15 protein-coding genes and 1 pseudogene are annotated in these 18807 nt (G+C 71.6%); 8 read left to right on the forward strand and 8 right to left on the reverse strand.

Going from position 1 to position 18807, the window contains the following annotated elements:
• The first annotated feature begins 56 nt into the window (after positions 1–56).
• The 5 genes from metK (at position 57) to ahcY (ending at position 8078) form a co-directional block, all read left to right on the forward strand.
• Positions 57–1280 (forward strand): methionine adenosyltransferase, encoded by a 1224-nt coding sequence (gene metK, locus RBJ77_RS58800; protein WP_372352441.1) that lies wholly within the window; start codon positions 57–59, stop codon positions 1278–1280.
• Positions 1281–1380: 100 nt separating this feature from the next.
• Positions 1381–2385, forward strand: a complete 1005-nt coding sequence (locus RBJ77_RS58805; RefSeq protein WP_372352442.1) for a carbohydrate kinase family protein — start codon at positions 1381–1383, stop codon at positions 2383–2385.
• Positions 2382–5834 (forward strand): methionine synthase, encoded by a 3453-nt coding sequence (gene metH, locus RBJ77_RS58810; protein ID WP_372352443.1) that lies wholly within the window; start codon positions 2382–2384, stop codon positions 5832–5834. The genes RBJ77_RS58805 and metH overlap by 4 nt, the downstream gene beginning before the upstream one ends.
• Positions 5831–6691 (forward strand): methylenetetrahydrofolate reductase [NAD(P)H], encoded by an 861-nt coding sequence (metF, locus tag RBJ77_RS58815; RefSeq protein WP_372352444.1) that lies wholly within the window; start codon positions 5831–5833, stop codon positions 6689–6691. The genes metH and metF overlap by 4 nt, the downstream gene beginning before the upstream one ends.
• Positions 6681–8078 (forward strand): adenosylhomocysteinase, encoded by a 1398-nt coding sequence (gene ahcY / locus RBJ77_RS58820; RefSeq protein WP_372352445.1) that lies wholly within the window; start codon positions 6681–6683, stop codon positions 8076–8078. Before metF ends, ahcY begins: the two co-directional genes overlap by 11 nt.
• A gap of 91 nt (positions 8079–8169) precedes the next feature.
• Here ahcY and RBJ77_RS58825 read toward each other — a convergent pair whose 3' ends face one another.
• From RBJ77_RS58825 to RBJ77_RS58835, 3 genes are all read right to left on the reverse strand, one after another.
• Positions 8170–8760 (reverse strand): dTDP-4-dehydrorhamnose 3,5-epimerase family protein, encoded by a 591-nt coding sequence (locus tag RBJ77_RS58825; RefSeq protein WP_305128589.1) that lies wholly within the window; start codon positions 8758–8760, stop codon positions 8170–8172.
• An 11-nt stretch (positions 8761–8771) separates the two neighbouring features.
• Positions 8772–9548 carry a class I SAM-dependent methyltransferase gene (locus RBJ77_RS58830; RefSeq protein WP_255978856.1) on the reverse strand — a complete coding sequence of 259 codons (777 nt, stop codon included), beginning with the start codon at positions 9546–9548 and terminating at the stop codon, positions 8772–8774.
• Positions 9549–9683: 135 nt separating this feature from the next.
• Positions 9684–11360, reverse strand: a complete 1677-nt coding sequence (locus RBJ77_RS58835; protein ID WP_372352446.1) for a TlrC/CarA/OleB/SrmB family ABC-F type ribosomal protection protein — start codon at positions 11358–11360, stop codon at positions 9684–9686.
• A gap of 399 nt (positions 11361–11759) precedes the next feature.
• Here RBJ77_RS58835 and RBJ77_RS58840 point away from each other — a divergent pair, with 399 nt between their 5' ends.
• Positions 11760–12929: a macrolide family glycosyltransferase gene (locus tag RBJ77_RS58840; protein WP_255978852.1), complete on the forward strand. Its 1170-nt coding sequence runs from the start codon at positions 11760–11762 to the stop codon at positions 12927–12929.
• A 22-nt stretch (positions 12930–12951) separates the two neighbouring features.
• Positions 12952–13926 carry a Gfo/Idh/MocA family protein gene (locus tag RBJ77_RS58845; RefSeq protein WP_372352447.1) on the forward strand — a complete coding sequence of 325 codons (975 nt, stop codon included), beginning with the start codon at positions 12952–12954 and terminating at the stop codon, positions 13924–13926.
• Here RBJ77_RS58845 and RBJ77_RS58850 read toward each other — a convergent pair.
• Positions 13852–14889, reverse strand: a complete 1038-nt coding sequence (locus tag RBJ77_RS58850) for an NAD-dependent epimerase/dehydratase family protein (protein ID WP_372352448.1) — start codon at positions 14887–14889, stop codon at positions 13852–13854. The genes RBJ77_RS58845 and RBJ77_RS58850 overlap by 75 nt on opposite strands.
• A gap of 189 nt (positions 14890–15078) precedes the next feature.
• On the opposite strand from RBJ77_RS58850, the gene RBJ77_RS58855 reads away from it, so the two are divergent.
• The gene (locus tag RBJ77_RS58855; RefSeq protein WP_372352449.1) at positions 15079–16176 is read left to right on the forward strand and encodes a nucleotide disphospho-sugar-binding domain-containing protein; all 1098 of its coding nucleotides are present in this window, start codon (positions 15079–15081) and stop codon (positions 16174–16176) included.
• Between the two features lie 323 nt (positions 16177–16499).
• Here the strand turns inward: RBJ77_RS58855 and RBJ77_RS58860 are convergent, their stop codons facing one another.
• From RBJ77_RS58860 to RBJ77_RS58875, 4 genes and pseudogenes are all read right to left on the reverse strand, one after another.
• Entirely contained in the window at positions 16500–16691 is a 192-nt protein-coding gene (locus RBJ77_RS58860; protein WP_372352450.1) for a hypothetical protein, read from the reverse strand.
• 165 nt (positions 16692–16856) lie between these two features.
• On the reverse strand, positions 16857–17012 hold the full coding sequence (locus RBJ77_RS58865) for a hypothetical protein (RefSeq protein WP_372352451.1): 156 nt from the start codon (positions 17010–17012) through the stop codon (positions 16857–16859).
• Positions 17013–18028: 1016 nt separating this feature from the next.
• Positions 18029–18406, reverse strand: a pseudogene (locus tag RBJ77_RS58870) (hypothetical protein); the annotation flags it as partial.
• Positions 18364–18804: a DegT/DnrJ/EryC1/StrS family aminotransferase gene (locus RBJ77_RS58875; protein ID WP_372352452.1), complete on the reverse strand. Its 441-nt coding sequence runs from the start codon at positions 18802–18804 to the stop codon at positions 18364–18366. The pseudogene RBJ77_RS58870 and the gene RBJ77_RS58875, both read right to left, overlap by 43 nt.
• Positions 18805–18807: the final 3 nt, after the last annotated feature.

The raw sequence follows: 18807 nt of genomic DNA on the forward strand, positions 1-18807 counted from the left end.
GTTTCCCCGCCGTGCCGCACGCCCGCGCACACCCCCTACACGACATCTGGAGAGCCATGTCCCGTCGTCTGTTCACTTCGGAGTCCGTGACCGAGGGCCACCCCGACAAGATCGCCGACCAGATCAGCGACACGATCCTCGACGCGCTGCTCAGCCAGGACCCGACGTCCCGCGTCGCCGTCGAGACGCTCATCACCACCGGCCAGGTGCACGTGGCCGGCGAGGTCACCACCCAGGCGTACGCGCCGATCGCCCAGCTGGTGCGCGACAAGATCCTGGAGATCGGCTACGACTCGTCGAGCAAGGGCTTCGACGGCGCCTCCTGCGGCGTCTCCGTCTCCATCGGCGCGCAGTCCCCGGACATCGCGCAGGGCGTCGACACGGCGTACGAGAAGCGCGTCGAGGGAGCCTCCCGCGCCGCCGGGACGGACGAGCTGGACGAGCAGGGCGCCGGCGACCAGGGCCTGATGTTCGGCTACGCCAGCAACGAGACCCCGAACCTGATGCCGCTGCCGATCGAGCTGGCCCACCGCCTCTCCCGCCGCCTGACCGAGGTCCGCAAGGACGGCACCGTCCCCTACCTGCGCCCGGACGGCAAGACGCAGGTCACCGTCGAGTACGAGGGCAGCCGCCCGGTCCGCCTCGACACGGTCGTCGTCTCCTCGCAGCACGCCAGTGACATCGACCTGGACTCGCTGCTCACGCCCGACATCCGCGAGCACGTCGTGGAGCACGTCCTCGACGCCCTCGCGCAGGACGGCATCAAGCTGGAGACCGAGGGCTACCGCCTCCTGGTCAACCCGACCGGCCGCTTCGAGATCGGCGGCCCGATGGGCGACGCCGGCCTCACCGGCCGCAAGATCATCATCGACACGTACGGCGGCTACGCCCGGCACGGCGGCGGCGCCTTCTCCGGCAAGGACCCGTCGAAGGTGGACCGTTCGGCCGCGTACGCGATGCGCTGGGTCGCCAAGAACGTCGTCGCCGCCGGCCTCGCCACGCGCTGCGAGGTCCAGGTCGCGTACGCCATCGGCAAGGCCGAGCCGGTCGGTCTGTTCGTCGAGACCTTCGGCACCGCGGCCGCCCCGCAGGCCACCATCGAGCGGGCCATCTCCGAGGTCTTCGACCTGCGCCCGGCCGCGATCATCCGCGACCTCGACCTGCTCCGCCCGATCTACTCCCAGACGGCCGCCTACGGCCACTTCGGCCGCGAACTGCCCGACTTCACCTGGGAGCGGACCGACCGCGCCGCACAGCTGAAGGCCGCGGCCGGCATCTGACCCGCCGCCCGCCATCCACCGACGGCCGGCCCCAGACCGGCCGCTCGACCGCAGGGCCAGGCAGCCCCGGTCGGTCCTCGTACCCAACGGGAGTGCTCACGTGCGTATCGCGGTGTCCGGGTCGATCGCCACGGACCATCTGACGGTGTTCCCCGGCAGATTCACGGACCAGCTGATCCCCGGTCAGCTGGACCATGTCTCGCTGTCGTTCCTCGTCGACGACCTCGAAGTACGGCGCGGCGGCGTCGCCGCCAACATCGCCTTCGGGCTCGGCGGCCTCGGCCTCGAACCGCTCCTGATCGGCGCCGTCGGCACCGACTTCGGGCCGTACGAGGTGTGGCTCAAGGAGCACGGCGTCGACACCGGCGGCGTCCTCGTCTCCGGCGAACGGCAGACCGCCCGCTTCATGTGCACCACCGACCAGGACGCCAACCAGATCGCCTCGTTCTACGCGGGCGCCATGGCCGAGGCGCGCGACATCGACCTGACCGCGCTGGTCGGCGACGGCGCCCGCCCCGACCTGGTCCTGATCGCGCCCAACGACCCCGAGGCGATGCTCCGCCACACCCGGCAGTGCCGCGAGACCGGCATCCCGTTCGCCGCCGACCCCTCGCAGCAGCTGGCCCGTCTCGACGGCCCGCAGGCCCGCGACCTGGTGGCCGGCGCCCGCTGGCTGTTCACCAACGAGTACGAGGCGGCCCTGCTGCTCGAACGTACCGGCTGGACGCACGACGACGTCCTCGACCGGGTCGGCACCTGGATCACCACGCTCGGCGGCGACGGCGCCCGCGCCGAACGCGCCGACGGCACGTCCCTGCGCGTGCCCGCCGTGCCCGACGTCCCGGTCACCGACCCGACGGGCGTCGGCGACGCGTTCCGGGCCGGCTTCCTCGCCGCCACCGCCCGGGGCCTGGCCCTGACGGCCGCGGCCCGGCTCGGCTGCGCGGTGGCCGCGGAGGCGATCCGCACGGTCGGCTCCCAGTCGTACGACGCCACCCCCGACCGGCTCCTCGCCAACCTCACGGCCGCGTACGGCGCCGATGCCGCCGCGGCGATCGCCCCGCACCTGGCGGCCGTCTCCCGAGAGGGCGGCGACCACTCGTGACGGCCTCTCCCGGAACCCTCCGCGAAGCCCTCGCCACGCGTGTGGTGGTGGCCGACGGCGCGATGGGCACGATGCTCCAGGAGCAGGACCCGAGCCTGGACGACTTCCAGCAGCTGGAGGGCTGCAACGAGATCCTCAACGTCACGCGCCCCGACATCGTGCGCTCGGTGCACGAGGCGTACTACGCCGTGGGCGTGGACTGCGTGGAGACCAACACGTTCGGCGCGAACGTCACGGCCGCGAGCGAGTACGAGATCGCCGACCGGATCGTCGAGCTGTCCGAGGCCGGCGCCCGGATCGCCCGCGAGGTCGCCGACGAGTTCGCCGCGAAGGACGGCCGGCAGCGCTGGGTCCTCGGCTCGATCGGCCCCGGCACCAAGCTGCCCTCGCTCGGCCACATCGACTACGCCACGATCCGCGACGGCTACCAGCAGAACGCCGAGGGTCTGCTCGCCGGCGGCGCCGACGCGCTCGTCGTCGAGACCAGCCAGGACCTCCTCCAGACCAAGTCGAGCCTGGTCGGCGCCCGCCGCGCCATGGACGCCCTCGGCGTCTCCGTCCCGCTGATCTGCTCCCTCGCCTTCGAGACCACCGGCGTGATGCTGCTCGGCTCGGAGATCGGCGCCGCGCTGACCGCCCTGGAGCCGCTCGGCATCGACCTCATCGGCCTGAACTGCTCCACCGGCCCCGCCGAGATGACCGAGCACCTGCGCTACCTCGCACAGCACTCCGCGACGCCCCTGATGTGCATGCCGAACGCGGGCCTGCCCATCCTGACCAAGGACGGCGCCCACTTCCCGCTGACCCCGCCGGAGATGGCGGACGCGCAGGAGAACTTCATCAACAGCTACGGCCTCCAGCTGGTGGGCGGCTGTTGCGGCACGACGCCGGAGCATCTGCGCCAGGTGGTGGAGCGGGTCCGCGACATGACCCCGCCCCAGCGCTCGCCGCAGCCCGAGCCGGGTGCCGCGTCGTTGTATCAGACGGTGCCGTTCCGGCAGGACACGGCGTACATGGCGATCGGTGAGCGGACGAACGCGAACGGGTCGAAGAAGTTCCGTGAGGCCATGCTGGAGGGCCGCTGGGACGACTGTGTGGAGATGGCCCGCGAGCAGATCCGTGAGGGCGCGCACATGCTCGACCTGTGTGTCGACTATGTGGGCCGTGATGGTGTGGCGGACATGGAGGAGCTGGCGGGCCGGTTCGCGACCGCCTCCACGCTGCCGATCGTGCTGGACTCGACCGAGGTGCCGGTGATCCGGGCCGGGCTGGAGAAGCTGGGTGGCCGTGCGGTCATCAACTCGGTGAACTACGAGGACGGGGACGGTCCGGAGTCCCGGTTCGCGAAGGTGACCGGGCTGGCCCGGGAGCATGGGGCGGCGCTGATCGCGCTGACCATCGATGAGGAGGGGCAGGCCCGGACGGTCGAGCACAAGGTGGCGATCGCCGAGCGGCTGATCGCCGATCTGACCGGGAACTGGGGCATTCATGAGTCAAACATCCTGATCGACTGTCTGACGTTCACGATCTGCACCGGGCAGGAGGAGTCCCGCAAGGACGGTATCGCGACGATCGAGGCGATCCGGGAGCTGAAGAAGCGCCACCCGGACGTGCAGACCACCCTGGGCCTCTCCAACATCTCGTTCGGCCTGAACCCGGCCGCCCGCATCGTGCTGAACTCCGTCTTCCTGGACGAGTGTGTGAAGGCCGGGCTGGATTCGGCGATCGTGCACGCCTCCAAGATCCTGCCGATCGCCCGGTTCGACGAGGAGCAGGTGCAGACGGCCCTCGATCTGATCTATGACCGGCGGGCCGAGGGGTATGACCCGCTGCAGAAGCTGATGGCGCTGTTCGAGGGTGCCACCGCGAAGTCGTTGAAGGCGGGCAAGGCGGAGGAGCTGGCCGCCCTCCCGCTGGAGGAGCGGTTGCAGCGGCGGATCATCGACGGGGAGAAGAACGGCCTGGAGCCGGATCTCGACGAGGCGCTGCAGTCCCGGCCGGCGCTGGAGATCGTCAATGACACGCTGCTGGAGGGCATGAAGGTCGTCGGTGAGCTGTTCGGCTCCGGCCAGATGCAGCTGCCCTTTGTCCTCCAGTCCGCCGAGGTGATGAAGAACGCGGTGGCCTATCTGGAGCCGCACATGGAGAAGTCGGACGCCGAGGGCAAGGGCACCATCGTGCTGGCCACGGTCCGCGGCGACGTGCATGACATCGGTAAGAACCTGGTCGACATCATCTTGTCGAACAACGGCTACAACGTGGTGAATCTGGGCATCAAGCAGCCGGTCTCGGCGATCCTGGAGGCGGCCGAGGAGCACCGGGCCGATGTGATCGGGATGTCGGGTCTGCTGGTGAAGTCGACCGTGATCATGAAGGAGAACCTTCAGGAGCTCAACCAGCGCAAGCTGGCCGCGGACTTCCCGGTGATCCTGGGCGGGGCCGCGCTGACCCGGGCGTATGTCGAGCAGGATCTGCACGAGATCTACGAGGGCGAAGTCCGCTACGCGCGGGACGCGTTCGAGGGTCTGCGGTTGATGGACGCGTTGATCGCGGTCAAGCGCGGTGTGCCCGGCGCCACCCTCCCCGAACTCAAGCAACGCCGCGTGCCCAAGAGGGAGTTGGTCCTCGAAGAGCCGCAGGACCTCGGCCGTTCGGACGTCGCCGTCGACAACCCGGTCCCCGAGCCGCCGTTCTGGGGCACCCGCGTCATCAAGGGCATCCAGCTCAAGGAGTACGCCTCCTGGCTCGACGAGGCCGCGCTGTTCAAGGGCCAGTGGGGGCTCAAGGGCGACACCGTCGAGAGCGAGGGCAGGCCGCGGCTGCGCATGTGGCTCGACCGGCTGCGCACGGAGAACCTGCTGGAAGCGGCCGTGGTCCACGGCTACTTCCCCTGTGTGTCCAAGGGCGACGACCTGATCATCCTGGACGACGTGGGCAACGAGCGGACCCGCTTCACCTTCCCCCGCCAGCGCCGCGGCCGCCGCCTGTGCCTGGCCGACTTCTTCCGCCCGGAGGAGTCGGGGGAGACCGATGTGGTCGGCCTCCAGGTCGTCACGATGGGGTCGCGGGTCGGCGAGGCGACCGCCGGGCTGTTCGCGTCCGACTCCTACCGCGACTACCTCGAACTGCACGGTCTGTCCGTCCAGTTGGCCGAGGCGCTCGCCGAGTACTGGCACGCCCGCGTCCGCACCGAACTCGGCATCGACGGCAGCGATCCGGCCGCGATGGACGGCATGTTCCGCACCGAGTACCAGGGCTGCCGCTACTCACTCGGCTACCCGGCCTGCCCCGACCTGGAGGACCGCGCCAAGATCGCCCAGCTCCTGGAGCCGGAGCGGATCGGCGTCCAGCTCAGCGAGGAGTTCCAGCTCCACCCCGAGCAGTCCACCGACGCGATCGTGATCCACCACCCCGAGGCGAGCTACTTCAACGCGGGAGGCCGTGCATGACGACGTTCTCCTTCGAGTTCTTCCCGCCCAGGACGGCCAAGGGCGAGCAGTCCCTGTGGCAGGCCGTCCGCCGCATCGAACCGCTCGCCCCCGACTTCGTGTCCGTCACCTACGGCGCCGGCGGCTCCTCGCGCGAGCGCACCATCGACGTCACCAAGCGGATCGTGGCCGAGACGACGCTGCGCCCCGTGGCGCACCTGACGGCCGTCGGCCACTCGGTCGCCGAACTGCGCCGCATCATCGGCCAGTACGCGGACGCCGGGGTGCGCGACGTCCTCGTCCTGCGCGGCGACCCGCCCGGCGACCCCAAGGGGCCGTGGACCGCGCACCCGGACGGCTACACCCACGCCTACCAACTCGTCGAACTCGTACGGTCGTTGGGGGAGTTCACCATCGGCGTCGCGGCCTTCCCCGAGAAGCACCCGCGGTCCCCGGACTGGGACAGCGACATCCGGCACTTCGTGGCCAAGTGCCGGGCGGGCGCCGACTACGCCATCACCCAGATGTTCTTCGACGTGGAGGACTACCTGCGGCTGCGGGACCGGCTCGCCGCCGCCGGCTGCACGACCCCGGTCATCCCGGAGATCATGCCGGCCACCGACGCCCGCCAGATCCGGCGGTTCGCCGAACTCTCCGACGCCGCCTTCCCCGAGGACCTGGCCCACCGCCTCGAAGCCGCCCGCGAGCGGCCCGACGACGCCTACCGGATCGGTGTCGACCACGCCACCGCCATGGCGGAGCGGCTGCTCGCCGAAGGCGCCCCCGGCCTGCACTACATCACGCTCAACAAATCCACCGCGGCCCTGGACATCCACCGCAACGTACTGAACAGCTCAAGGAGCCTTCATGTCAGCTGAGTTCACCGACTTCAAGGTCGCAGATCTCTCCCTCGCCGAGTTCGGCCGCAAGGAGATCACGCTCGCCGAGCACGAGATGCCCGGGCTGATGTCGATCCGCAAGGAGTACGCCGCCGCCCAGCCGCTGGCCGGCGCCCGGATCACCGGCTCCCTCCACATGACGGTGCAGACGGCCGTCCTCATCGAGACGCTCGTCGCGCTGGGCGCCGAGGTCCGCTGGGTCTCCTGCAACATCTTCTCCACCCAGGACCACGCCGCCGCGGCCATCGCCGCCGCCGGAATCCCGGTCTTCGCCTGGAAGGGCGAGACCCTGGAGGAGTACTGGTGGTGCACCGAGCAGGCGCTGACCTGGCCCGGCCAGACGGGCCCGAACATGATCCTCGACGACGGCGGTGACGCCACCCTCCTCGTCCACCTGGGCGTCGAGCGGCAGAAGACGGGCAAGCTGCCCGAGGCGTCCAACGAGGAGATGGCCGTCGTCCGCGCCCTGTTGGAGAACAGCACGCTCGACTGGACCGCCATCGCCTCCGAGATCCGCGGTGTGACGGAGGAGACCACGACCGGTGTCCACCGCCTGTACGAGATGCAGCGTGAGGGTTCGCTGCTGTTCCCCGCGATCAATGTGAACGACGCGGTGACGAAGTCGAAGTTCGACAACAAGTACGGTTGCCGGCACTCGCTGATCGATGGCATCAACCGCGCCACGGACGTCCTGATCGGCGGCAAGACCGCGGTCGTCTTCGGTTACGGCGACGTGGGCAAGGGCTGCGCGGAGTCGCTGCGCGGCCAGGGTGCCCGGGTGATCGTGACGGAGATCGACCCGATCTGCGCGTTGCAGGCGGCGATGGACGGCTACCAGGTCGCGACGCTGGACGAGGTCGTCGACAAGGCGGACATCTTCGTCACGACGACCGGTAACAAGGACATCATCATGGCCTCGGACATGGCCCGGATGAAGCACCAGGCGATCGTCGGGAACATCGGTCACTTCGACAACGAGATCGACATGGCCGGTCTCGCGCAGATCGACGGCATCGTCAAGGACGAGGTGAAGCCGCAGGTCCACACGTGGACGTTCCCGGACGGCAAGGTCCTGATCGTGCTGTCCGAGGGTCGTCTGCTGAACCTGGGCAACGCGACGGGCCACCCGTCGTTCGTGATGTCCAACAGCTTCGCGGACCAGACGCTGGCCCAGATCGAGCTGTTCACGAAGCAGTCCGAGTACCCGGTGGGCGTGTACGTGCTCCCCAAGCACCTGGACGAGAAGGTCGCGCGTCTCCATCTGGACTCGCTCGGCGTGAAGCTCACGACGCTCCGGCCCGAGCAGGCCGCGTACATCGGTGTCGAGGTCGAGGGCCCGTACAAGCCGGACCACTACCGCTACTGACGCGGAACACGGAACACGGAACACGGAACGTACGACACGTGACCGCCGGGGCGCGCTGCCCCGGCGGTCACGTTCGTGCGGTGGCGGGCCGTTACAGCGCCGCCTCCAGCGCACGGCAGGTCTCGTAGTCCGGCAGGATGCCCGCCGCCAGCGCCTGCGCCAGGGTGGGCGCCGCGACGTCACGGTCGGACATCACCGGTTCCACGCCGTTCAGCGCGAGCGGCAGCGCCAGCTCCGGGTCGAGCGGGGAGACGGCGAGCTCGTTCTCCGCCACGTACGGCCCGGACATGAGGTAGACCATCGTGGTGTCGTCCTCCAGCGCGACGAAGGCATGGCCCACGCCGACCGGCAGGTACGTCGACCGGAAGCTTCCCGCGCCGAGCTCGACCGTGTCCCAGGTGCCGAAGGTGGGCGACCCCACCCGTAGGTCGACGACGAAGTCCAGCGCCCGGCCGCGCCCGCAGTACACGTGCTTGGCCATGCCCGGCGGCGTCGCCGTGAAGTGCACGCCGCGCACCACGCCGCGGGCCGACTCGCTCTGGCAGGTCTGGACGACGGGGAACGCGTGCCCGGTCGTCTCCGTGAACCGCGGCTGCTGGAACGTGGTCACGAACAGGCCCCGCCGGTCGGGAAAGACCTCCGGCGTGAACGCGTGGGCGCCCTCGATGGCGAGTTCCGTCATGGTCACCCGGCTCACTCGCCCCACTTCATGTAGATGACCGGCGGCTCGCGGCCGGGCAGCTGGCGCAGCGGACCGCAGTCCAGACCGAAGACCTCCCGCAGCGCGGTCGTCTCACCGGGCCACTTCGGGTGGGCCAGCTCGTCGAACGCGAGGATGCTCCCCTTGGTCAGGTGCGGGCGGATCGCCTCCAGGAGCTCCTTCGTGGGCTGGTGGAGGTCCAGGTCGAAGTAGGCCAGCGCGATGATCGTCTCCGGATTGTCCGCCAGGTACTGCGGAACGGTCTCGCGCACGTCACCCTGGACGACGAAGGAGCGCTGCGTGTGCCCGAACGGCTCGGACGCCTCGTGCGCCGCCAGCACCTCGCGCAGGTGGTCGACCTCGTTCTCCGGCACCGCGAAACGGCCGGCGACCGCACTGGTGCTGACCTTGTCCACGTCCTTGATGTCGTCAGGGAACCCGGTGAACGTGTCGAAGCCGATGATGCGGCGCAGCGAGTTGTACGGCTCGTAGATGCTGCGCAGCGCCGTCAGCGTGGCCAGGTGGCGGCCGTGCAGCACGCCGAACTCCATGACGACGCCCGGGACCTCGGGCAGCATCCGGTACAGCGCGTCCATGGAGAGCAGGTCGGCGAGCTGGTGGCGGCGCAGATAGACGGGCAGGTTGTCGATCAGGTACTGGGGCGGGATGGGGGTGTCGACGAGAAGCTTCGTGAGCCGCTCACGCGCGTCGCGTTCCTGGTCCGACTCGTGGGGGACGATGTGCGGATCGGTGAATCCGTCCTTGGCCATGAGAAGGCTGTTCCTTTCGCCGGTGGGTCAGAAAAGCCGGAGCGTGTGCACGGCGATGCCGGTGTCCCCCGGGCGAGTTGGGGGGTGATCGCTCCGTCGTACCGTCCCACGGGGCGGTACGACGGAACAGCCGCGTCAGTCGCGGATCGATCCGTTCTCCAGGCGCACTGTGCGCCCGGTGAACCGCCGCTCCAGCATCCGGTCGTGCGAGACGACGACCAGCGCTCCCCGGTAGTGCGACAGGGCCTCTTCGAGGTCCTCCACCAGCGCCGGCGACAGGTGGTTCGTCGGCTCGTCGAGCACCAGCAGGTCGGCGGGCTCGTGCAGCAGCCGGGCCAGGGCCAGCCGCCTGCGCTGGCCGACGGAGAGCCCGGCCACCGACGTCGCCAGGTCCGACGGCCGGAACAGCCCCAGGCCGAGCAGCGCCCCGCGGTGCCCCTCGACGTCACCGGGCAGGCCCGCACGGAACGCGTCCAGGAGACTGGCGTCCGGGTCGGTGACCGTCGTCTCCTGCGGCAGCCAGCCGGTGCGCTCCGGACGGGCGGCGGTGCCCCGGTCCGGCTCCAGATCGCCGACCAGCACCCGCAACAGGGTCGACTTCCCCGCCCCGTTGGGCCCGGTGATCAGGACGCGCTCGCCCGGACCCACCTCGAAGTCCGGTACGTGCAGCCGCCCGGCCACCTCGACCCGGTGCAGCCCGGCGGCCACCGGGGCGCCCGTCGTCGCGTCACCGCCCTGGATGCGGGCCGCGAAGCGCATCGGCCGGGGCGGGCGGGGGACCGGGTTCTCCTCCAGGCGCCGCAGCCGCTCCTTCGCGTTGCGCACCCGCGCGGAGATCTGCTTCTCCACGCTGCGCTGGTGCCGGCCGTTGGTCCGGTCGGCGTTGGCCCGCGGCCCGGCCGCCGCGTGGCTCGCCGCGGCCCGGGTCAGTTCGCGCTGCCTGGCCAGGTCCTCCTGCCACTCCTGGTGCTGCTGCTCCCGGCGCAGCCGCAGCGCGGCCTTCGCCTTGAGGTAGCCGGAGTAGCCGCCGCCGTGCCGGTGGACCGTGCGCCGCTCGCCGTCCACGTCCCACAGCGCGGTGGCCACCCGCTCCAGGAAGACCCGGTCGTGGGAGATGACGAGGATGCTGCCGCGGTGGGCGCGCAGATGCTCCTCCAGCCACTCCAGGGCCGCCCGGTCCAGGTGGTTCGTGGGCTCGTCGAGCAGCATCAACTGCGGTGCGGCCGCCAGTACGCAGGCCAGGCCGAGCCGGGCCTGCTCACCGCCCGACAGGCTGCCGAGCCGCCGCGTGGTGTCCACGGCCGCCAGACCGAGGCCGTGCATCGCCGCCCGCACCCGGGCGTCGGCCGCGTAGCCGTCCCGCGCCTCGAACGCCTCCGTGAGGTCGCCGTACTCGGCGAGCAGGTCCGTCAGTTCGTCGTCGGACGCCTCGGCCATGGCCGCCTCGCAGCGGCGCAACGCGCGCTCCAGGGCGCGCAGTTCGGCCAGGGCGTGGTCGATGGCGTCCCGCACCGTGTCGTCGGGCGCCAGCTCGGGGGTCTGCGGCAGATAGCCGGTGCCGCCCGGGGCCCGCACCAGGACCCGGCCGTCGTCGGGCTTGTCGACCCCCGCGATCAGCCGCAGCAGGGTCGTCTTGCCCGATCCGTTCTCCCCGATGACGCCGATGCGCTCACCGAGGGCCACCGACTGGTGCACCCCGTCAAGGAGGCGGCGGGTGCCGCGGGAATGCCCGATGTCGTCCAGGACCACCTGGAACGCAGCGGAGTTCGCCGTCGAGTGGACAGCCGTATTCGTGAAAGAGGAGTCATGCATGGATTCGCACGCCGTTTCGTCCGTAGGTCCGCAGAATCGACCGGAGCGGGCACACTGCTCGAACGGGAGGGAGGCAGGCTCGAACCGCAGTGGAGCACCGCTCGAGAACCACTGGAGGATCGCCGGAAGACCGCTGGAGAAGCGGTACGGCCGTGCCTGGGAACGCCCGGAGCAGAACTGCCCGTCGGACGGCGTCAGATGTAGTAGAAGCCTGCGGCGGCGAAAGTGAGAATCACACAAAAGACCTTAGCAGAGCCTTTTGCGCAGGTGAGGCGAGTGGCCGCTGGGAATCGGACAAGATCCGGTGGTTTTCGGCTGTTGTCGGCGGCACTTCTCGGGAATCGACGGCTGTGGTTAGTGTCTGCGAATACGCCGTAGCACCGAAAAGAGTACTCAGTCATGCCCCGTCACCACATCGCGATGGTCGGCAGCCCCATCGTCAGCCACGTTCTGCCCGGCATCGAGGTCATCCGTGAACTCGTCGCGCGAGGACACCGGGTGACGTACGCCGCCGACCCCGTCGTCGCCGACCTGATCACCGCCACCGGTGCCGAATTCGTCCCCGTCACCACCACCCTCCCCGTCGCCGACAACAACTGGCCGACGGACCCGATCGCGGCGATGACCCTCTTCCTCGACGACGCGGTGCAGACGCTCACCCAGCTGCACGCGCACTACGACGAGGACCCCGCCGACCTCTACCTGTACGACATCGGGTCCTACGCGGGCCGGGCGCTCGCCGAGTCGCAGGGCCGCCCCCTCGTCCAGCTCTCCCCGACGTTCGTCGCGTGGAAGGGCTACCAGGAGCAGGTCGGCGACCAGCTGATGAAACTGCCGGGCGCGGACGCGTACCGGGAGAAGTTCGCTTCCTGGCTGGCCGGGAACGGGGCGACCACGCTGGACGTCGACGCGTTCAGCGGCATGCCCGCCCGCACCGTCGCCCTGATCACGAAGGCCATGCAGCCCAACGCCGACCAGGTCGACACCGACGTGGTGACCTTCGTCGGCCCGTGCCTCGGGGACCGCTCCGACCAGGGCGGCTGGACCCGCCCCGCCGACGCGGAGAACGTACTGCTGGTCTCCCTCGGCTCCGCCTACACCCACCAGGTCGAGTTCTACCGCCAGTGCCTGGCCGCCTTCGGGGACCTGGCCGGCTGGCACGTCGTCCTCCAGATCGGCAAGCAGACCGACGCCGCGGAACTGGGCGACGTCCCCGCGAACGTCGAGGTCCACAACTGGGTGCCGCAGCTGGCGATCCTGGAGCAGGCCGACGCCTTCGTCACCCACGCCGGGATGGGCGGGAGCAGCGAAGGGCTGTACACCGGCGTGCCGATGATCGCCGTACCGCAGGGCGCCGAGCAGTTCGGCAACGCCGACCAGCTCGTCGCGCTCGGCGTGGCCCGGCGCATCGACACCGCCGACGCCACCGCCGACGCGCTGCGCACCGCGCTCCTGGAGCTCACGGGTGACCCGGAGGTCCGGCGCCGCTCCGCCGAGCTGCGCGCCGAACTGCTCGCCGAGGGCGGGACCCGGCGGGCCGCCGACCTCGTCGAGAGCGCCCTGGGCTAGCGGGAGAGCGGGGGAGCGGGTCGTGGAGCGGGTCCGGATGGGCGTCCTGGGCTGCGCGGACATCGCCTGGCGGCGGATGCTCCCCGCGCTCGCCGCCCATCCCTCGGTGGACGTCGTGGCGGTCGGCAGCCGGGACCCGGCCAAGGCCGCCGCGTTCACCGGGCGGTTCGGCGGCGAACCGGTGACGGGGTACGAGGCCGTCCTCGACCGGTCCGACGTGGACGCCGTCTACGTCCCGCTGCCGCCCTCCCTCACCGCCGACTGGGCCCGGCGCGCCCTGCGGCAGGACAAGCACGTCCTGTGCGAGAAGCCGATGACGGGCAGCGCCCGGGAGGCGGCGGAGCTGCGGGACCTCGCCCGGGACCGCGGCCGCGTGCTGTTTGAGAACTACATGTTCCTGTGCCACCCCCAGCACCGGCTGGTCGACGATCTGCTCGCCGCCGGACGGATCGGCCGACTCCGGTCCCTGACCGCCGAGTTCACCATCCCCGGCAAACCGGCCGACGACATCCGCCACCGCCGCGACCTCGACGGCGGCGCGCTCACCGGCATCGGCGGCTACCCCCTGCGCACCGCCCTGCGCTACCTCGGACCCGGCCTCGACGTGGCCGGCGCACACCTCGGCCCGGACCCGCACACCGGCGTCGACACCGACGGGGCGGCGCTGCTCACGGCGGCCGACGGCACGGTGGCCCAGGTCGCCTTCGGCCTGCGGCACGCCTACCGCGGCCGGTACGAGCTCACCGGCTCCGAGGGCCGCATCACCGTGCCCCGCGCCTATACGCCGCCCGCGGACCACCCCGCCGTGATCCACCTCGAACGGGACGGCGCCCGCGAGGAGTTGACCGTGCCCCCGCACGACCAGTTCCGCACCGTGGTGACGGACTTCGTCGAGGGCGTCCGGTCGGGCGCGCCGGTCCCGTCACCCCTCGCGGGCGACGCCCTGGTGGAGCAGGCCCGGCTGGTCGAGGCCGTCCGCGCCGCGGCCCGGCGCTGACGCGGTCGCCGACGCCGCGACGACACTGTCGACGGCCCGGCGCAGCGGCACCTCGGGCCGCCACCCCGTCACGTCGCGGAACAGAGAGGAGTCCACGTCCAGGTCACGGAAGTCGCCGGTCTCCGCGTACGCGGGCGGCTCCACCGAGAGCACCGGGACGGGCGGGCCCCCGGTGTGCTGCGCCGCGCTGTCGGCGATGGCCCGGAACAGGTCGCCGAGCGCGACGGCGTGGCCGCCCACCGCGCAGGCACGGCCGTCGAGGTCCGCCGCGTGGTCGAGCGCGAGGGCGAAGGCGCGGGCGGCGTCGGCCACGTCGAGGAACTCGCGCCGCACGCTGCCGTCGTGCCACAGGGTGAGCGGCTCGCCGGCCAGGGCCCGGCGGGCCATCGAGGGCGCCACCCCCGCCTCGCTGCCGACCGTGGTGGGCAGCCGCAGCGCGAGACCGCGGACGGTGCCCCGGGCCGTGGCGTCGAGCAACAGCCGCTCGGCCGCCGCCTTGTGCCGGGCGTACGCGCTGCGCTGCGGGCCGCCGCCGTCCGCCGCCTGGTTGGTGCCGGCCAGCAGCACGACCGGGCCGGGCCCGCCGCCGGGCGGCGCCGCGCAGGCCGCGAGCACGTCCCGTACCAGGCCCACGTTCACCCGCTCCGCCGCGGGGTCCGACGCGGCGGACCGCCACGCACCGCGGCCCGTCATGTGGGCGACCAGATGGATCACCGCGTCGGCGCCGTCGACCGCGGCGGCGACGGCCCCCTCCTCGGTCAGGTCGGCCCGCACCACCTCGGTGACCGCCGGGCCGCCCGCCGGTGCGGCGAACGGGCCGCGGGCCACCGCCCGCAGCCGGATCCGCCGGCGGGACAGCTCCCGCAGCACGGCGGAACCGATGTACCCGGAGGCACCCAGGACGACGACCAGCGGTCGGCGGGACGCGTCCCGCCCGGCGCCGGGGGACAGGGGACCGGTCATGGCAGTGCCTCTCTTCATGTCGGGTGGCCCGCACGGCGCGTGGCCTTCGTGGTGCGTGTCGTCGTGGCGTCGCTCAAGGGGCGCTCGGCTGCGGGTCCAGCGCGGACCGCTGTCCGTGTTCAGGGCCGGGGCGGCGCGGCACAATCGGCCACTGTTCGTCAATTGCCTGGATCTTTGGGGGAGTTGTTCATGCGTGTGCTCATCGCGGCCTTCGCGCACACCTCGCACTTCCATGGCTTCGTGCCGCTCGCGGGGGCCCTGCGTGCCGCGGGGCACGACGTGCGGGTGGCCAGCCAGCCCGGTTTCGCCGACGCGATCACCGGGGCCGGACTGACCGCCGTGCCGGTCGGCGACGACCACCGGCTGCTCGAAGCGATGCAGGAGAAGGGCGCGGAGCTGCAGAAGTACTCCGCCGACATCGACCTGTCCCGCCCCGAGGACTTCGACTGGGACTACCTGTTCAACCTCTACGACCTGTCCGTGCCCTACTTCTACTCGGTGATCAACGACGAGTCGTTCGTCCGGGACCTCGTCGGGTTCGCCCGCGCGTGGCAGCCGGACCTGGTCCTGTGGGAGCCGTACACGTTCGCCGGGGCGATCGCCGCCCGGGCCTGCGGCGCCGCCCACGCCCGGGTGCTCAGCGCCAGCGACCTGAACGCCCACTTCCGCCAGGAGTTCGTGAAGGCGCTCGCCGAACGGCCCGCGGAGCAGCGCCCCGACCCGCTGCGCGACTGGCTGACCGAGGCCGCCGGACGCCACGGGGTGGCGTACGACGAGGAGCTGGTGGTCGGCCAGTTCTCGGTCGACATGCTGCCGGAGCGCTTCCGGCTCGACCTGGGGCTGCCGGCCGAGGGACTGCGGTACCTGCCGTACAACGGCCGGGCCGTCGTGCCCGACTGGCTGAAGGAGCCGGGGCCGCGGCGCCGGGTGTGCGTGACCACCGTCGACCGGGAGCGGCTTCACCGCCGCGGAGGTCTTCCACCGCTATCTGACGGTCCTCGCCGAGGTCGACGCCGAACTCGTCGTCACCGCCGACGCCGCCGCCCTGGCGAAGGCCGGGCGCTGCCGGAGAACGTCCGGGTCGTCGACTCCGCCCCGATGGACGTGCTCCTGGAGGGCTGCTCCGCCGTCGTCCACCACGGCGGCGCAACGGCACTGGTCCACGGCCCTCTACTACACGGGGTGCCGCAGGTCGCGCAGTGCCGTACCTGTGGGACTCCGTCCTGCGCGCGCTGCAGACGGCGCCGCGGGCTGCCGGCCTGCACCTGGGCTGGGAGGGCGAGGTGAGCGCCGAGGAGCTCCGCGGCGCCGCTGGCCCGGGTGCTGGCCGACCCGCGTTCACTGGACGGGCCCGCGCACTGCGCGCCGAGGCCCGCGCCGAGCGCACAGGACGTGGCCTCCGCCCTGGCGGAGCGGGTCGCGACCCGCTGAGGCCGCGCGGCGCGGTCACGCCCGGTGGCCGCGCCCAGCAGGCGGTGCGCCTCCTGCCGTCGGCGATGATCACCTGCTCCATCTCTGGTTCAGGCGGGCCGTCACGGCCTGGTCGAAACCGTCGAGGAAGTACTCGTCGCCGGGCCGCGGCTCGATGTGCGGATGGCGCTCGACGAGACTCACGGACCACGTCGTGCAGGCTCTTGTCCGGCGTGACGCGCCCCGCGATGTAGCGTGTCCGCGCCCGCGAGTTCGGGGAACCCCGACTCGCGGTACAGGTAGACGTCGTGCCCAGCAGGTCGCTGCACGGCGACCTGCGCGTGCGCGGCGCGCATGGTCTGCGGCGTGATCCGCAGCAGCCTGGTGTCCACGCCGCTGCAGCAGGCTCTCCAGGGCGCTACAGATCGATGTGGAGCGCGGGGGTGCGCTCCTTCGCGTGCAGCGGTGAAGTCGCAGCGCGTCGCGCAGCCGGGCGCGCTCGGCCTCGGCGAGCGCGCCGTCCGCATCGGCACGCTGCTAGTAGTCCTCGCGGACCGTCACGAGAGTCCAGGGAGCCGGCCGGGGGCGTGCTCGTTCAGGTCGGCCACGAAGTCCACCAGGTCCATGAGCCGGTCGCGGCCCGCGCTTTCCGGCAGGATGATGTAGTTGAGGCCGAGCCGCACCGCGGCGTCGCGCCGCTCGCGCTGCGCCATGAACGCCCCAGGTTGGCGCTGACCCGCCCGAAGGCGCGCGGCTTGGCCGTGGTGGCCTCGCACTCCGTGTCACGTTCAGGCCGTACAGCGAGGTGCGGATCGCGTGCGGCGACCACAGTGCCGGCTCCGGCGCTCCAGGGTGCGGTCGGTGAGGGCGAACGCGTTGGTGTAGAGCGATCGCTGTCGAGGCGCGTGCCCGCGCGCGCCGCCAGTTCACCGAGGCCGGGGTTGGGCGAGCGGTTCGAGGCCGCCGGAGAAGTACACCGTGGACGGCTGGGTGTCGGGCACCTCGTCGATGACGGAGGCGAACATGGCGCTGCCGGCGTCCAGTGCACGCGGCGCCGTAGCGGGCGCCCGCGACGCGATCGTCGCAGGAGTGGCGGCGGAACATGCAGGTCGGCCCGGCAGAGTCGCGGCCGACGCTGCAGAACGCCGGGCGGCCGTGCACCACCGCGTCGAGGGCGCCCGTCCGTTCCAGCGGCAGGATGGTGGTGGTCCAGTACTTCTCGGGCCCCGCTCGACTGGCCGTGCCGAGTTCGGGGACGCGGTGGAAGTGGCCGAGCAGCGTCGCGAAGGCCGCCTCGGTCCACGCCCAGCAGGTGCCGGGCCTGCTCCAGGGTGGTGAACGATGGGAGCCGCAGCGCACGGCCAGGTCGACGAGGTGCTCGGCGCGCTCCCGCGCTCTCCGGTGTCGCTCGATCTCGGCGAGGCGGGAGCGCAGGGCGCGGATCGCCGCGGCGCGGTCGCCGCCGGGACGTGCCACGTCTTCGATCGCCTGCGCGGGCGTGACCGCTTGGGCGGTGTCCACGAGAACTGTTACCTCCGGGTCGGACGTCGGACCGATGGCGCTCATGCGGGCACTGCCTGCGCCCACATCGCTCTCGATCTGCTCGCCGCGCTCGGCGGCGAGCCGGATGATGCTGCACACCCGGCGGATGTCCTCGGAGGACACCGAGGCCGGTGGGCAGCGCGAGCACCTGCTCGGACAGGCGCTCGGTGTGCTCGAGCCGGAGCGGGGGATCGGTCCGGTAGGCGGGCATCAGGTGGCAGGGCGGCGAGAAGTACAGCCGGGGGAAGACCTTCTCGGCCTCAGCAGCCTGCGCAGCCGGTCGCGGTGCAGACCGGTGACGGCGCGGTCGGTGCGCAGGATCAGTGTACTGGTGGTTGTTGCGCTCGTGCTCGTCGAAGGCCAGCACCTCGATGCCGGACGTCGCGCAGCTCCGAGGTGTAGAGGGCGTGGTTCTGCTCCCGGTTGCGCTCGCGGGTCCGCTCGAAGGCGTCGAGAGAGGTGAGGCTTTCGCATGGCGGCCGAGGCCTCGCTCATCTTGGCGTTCATGCGCTGATCTGGCGGTCACCGACCCGGTCCGGTCGATGCCGAAGTTGCGCAGGGCCACCAGCCGTTCGGCGAGCTCTCGCCGTCGTCGGCGGTCACCGCGCCGCCCTCGAACGCGCCATGCGACCGTCTTGGTGGCGTGCAGGCCATGAACACTGCCTCCACGCGTCGCCGAAGCCGCCAGCACGGGCCGGTCGCCGGCGGTGCAGCCGAAGGCGTGCGCGCGGCGCCGAAGAACAGCTTCACGCCGTGCTCGGCGGCCAGCTTCTCCAGCTCGATGACGGGGCCGTCCGGCACAGGTGGTCGCGCTCGAGGACGGCGCCGGTGTCGGGCGTGACGAGCTCCGCGACGCGCGCCGGGTCGGGGCAGCCGGTGACCAGGGTCGACGTCGCAGAACACCGGCTCGAGCCCCACCCAGGCCGCCGCGTGGGGCGTCGCCGCGAACGTCAGCGACGGCATGAT

It is taken from the genome of Streptomyces sp. KL116D (assembly GCF_030766975.1).
In the GTDB taxonomy this organism is placed as follows: domain Bacteria; phylum Actinomycetota; class Actinomycetes; order Streptomycetales; family Streptomycetaceae; genus Streptomyces; species Streptomyces longispororuber_A.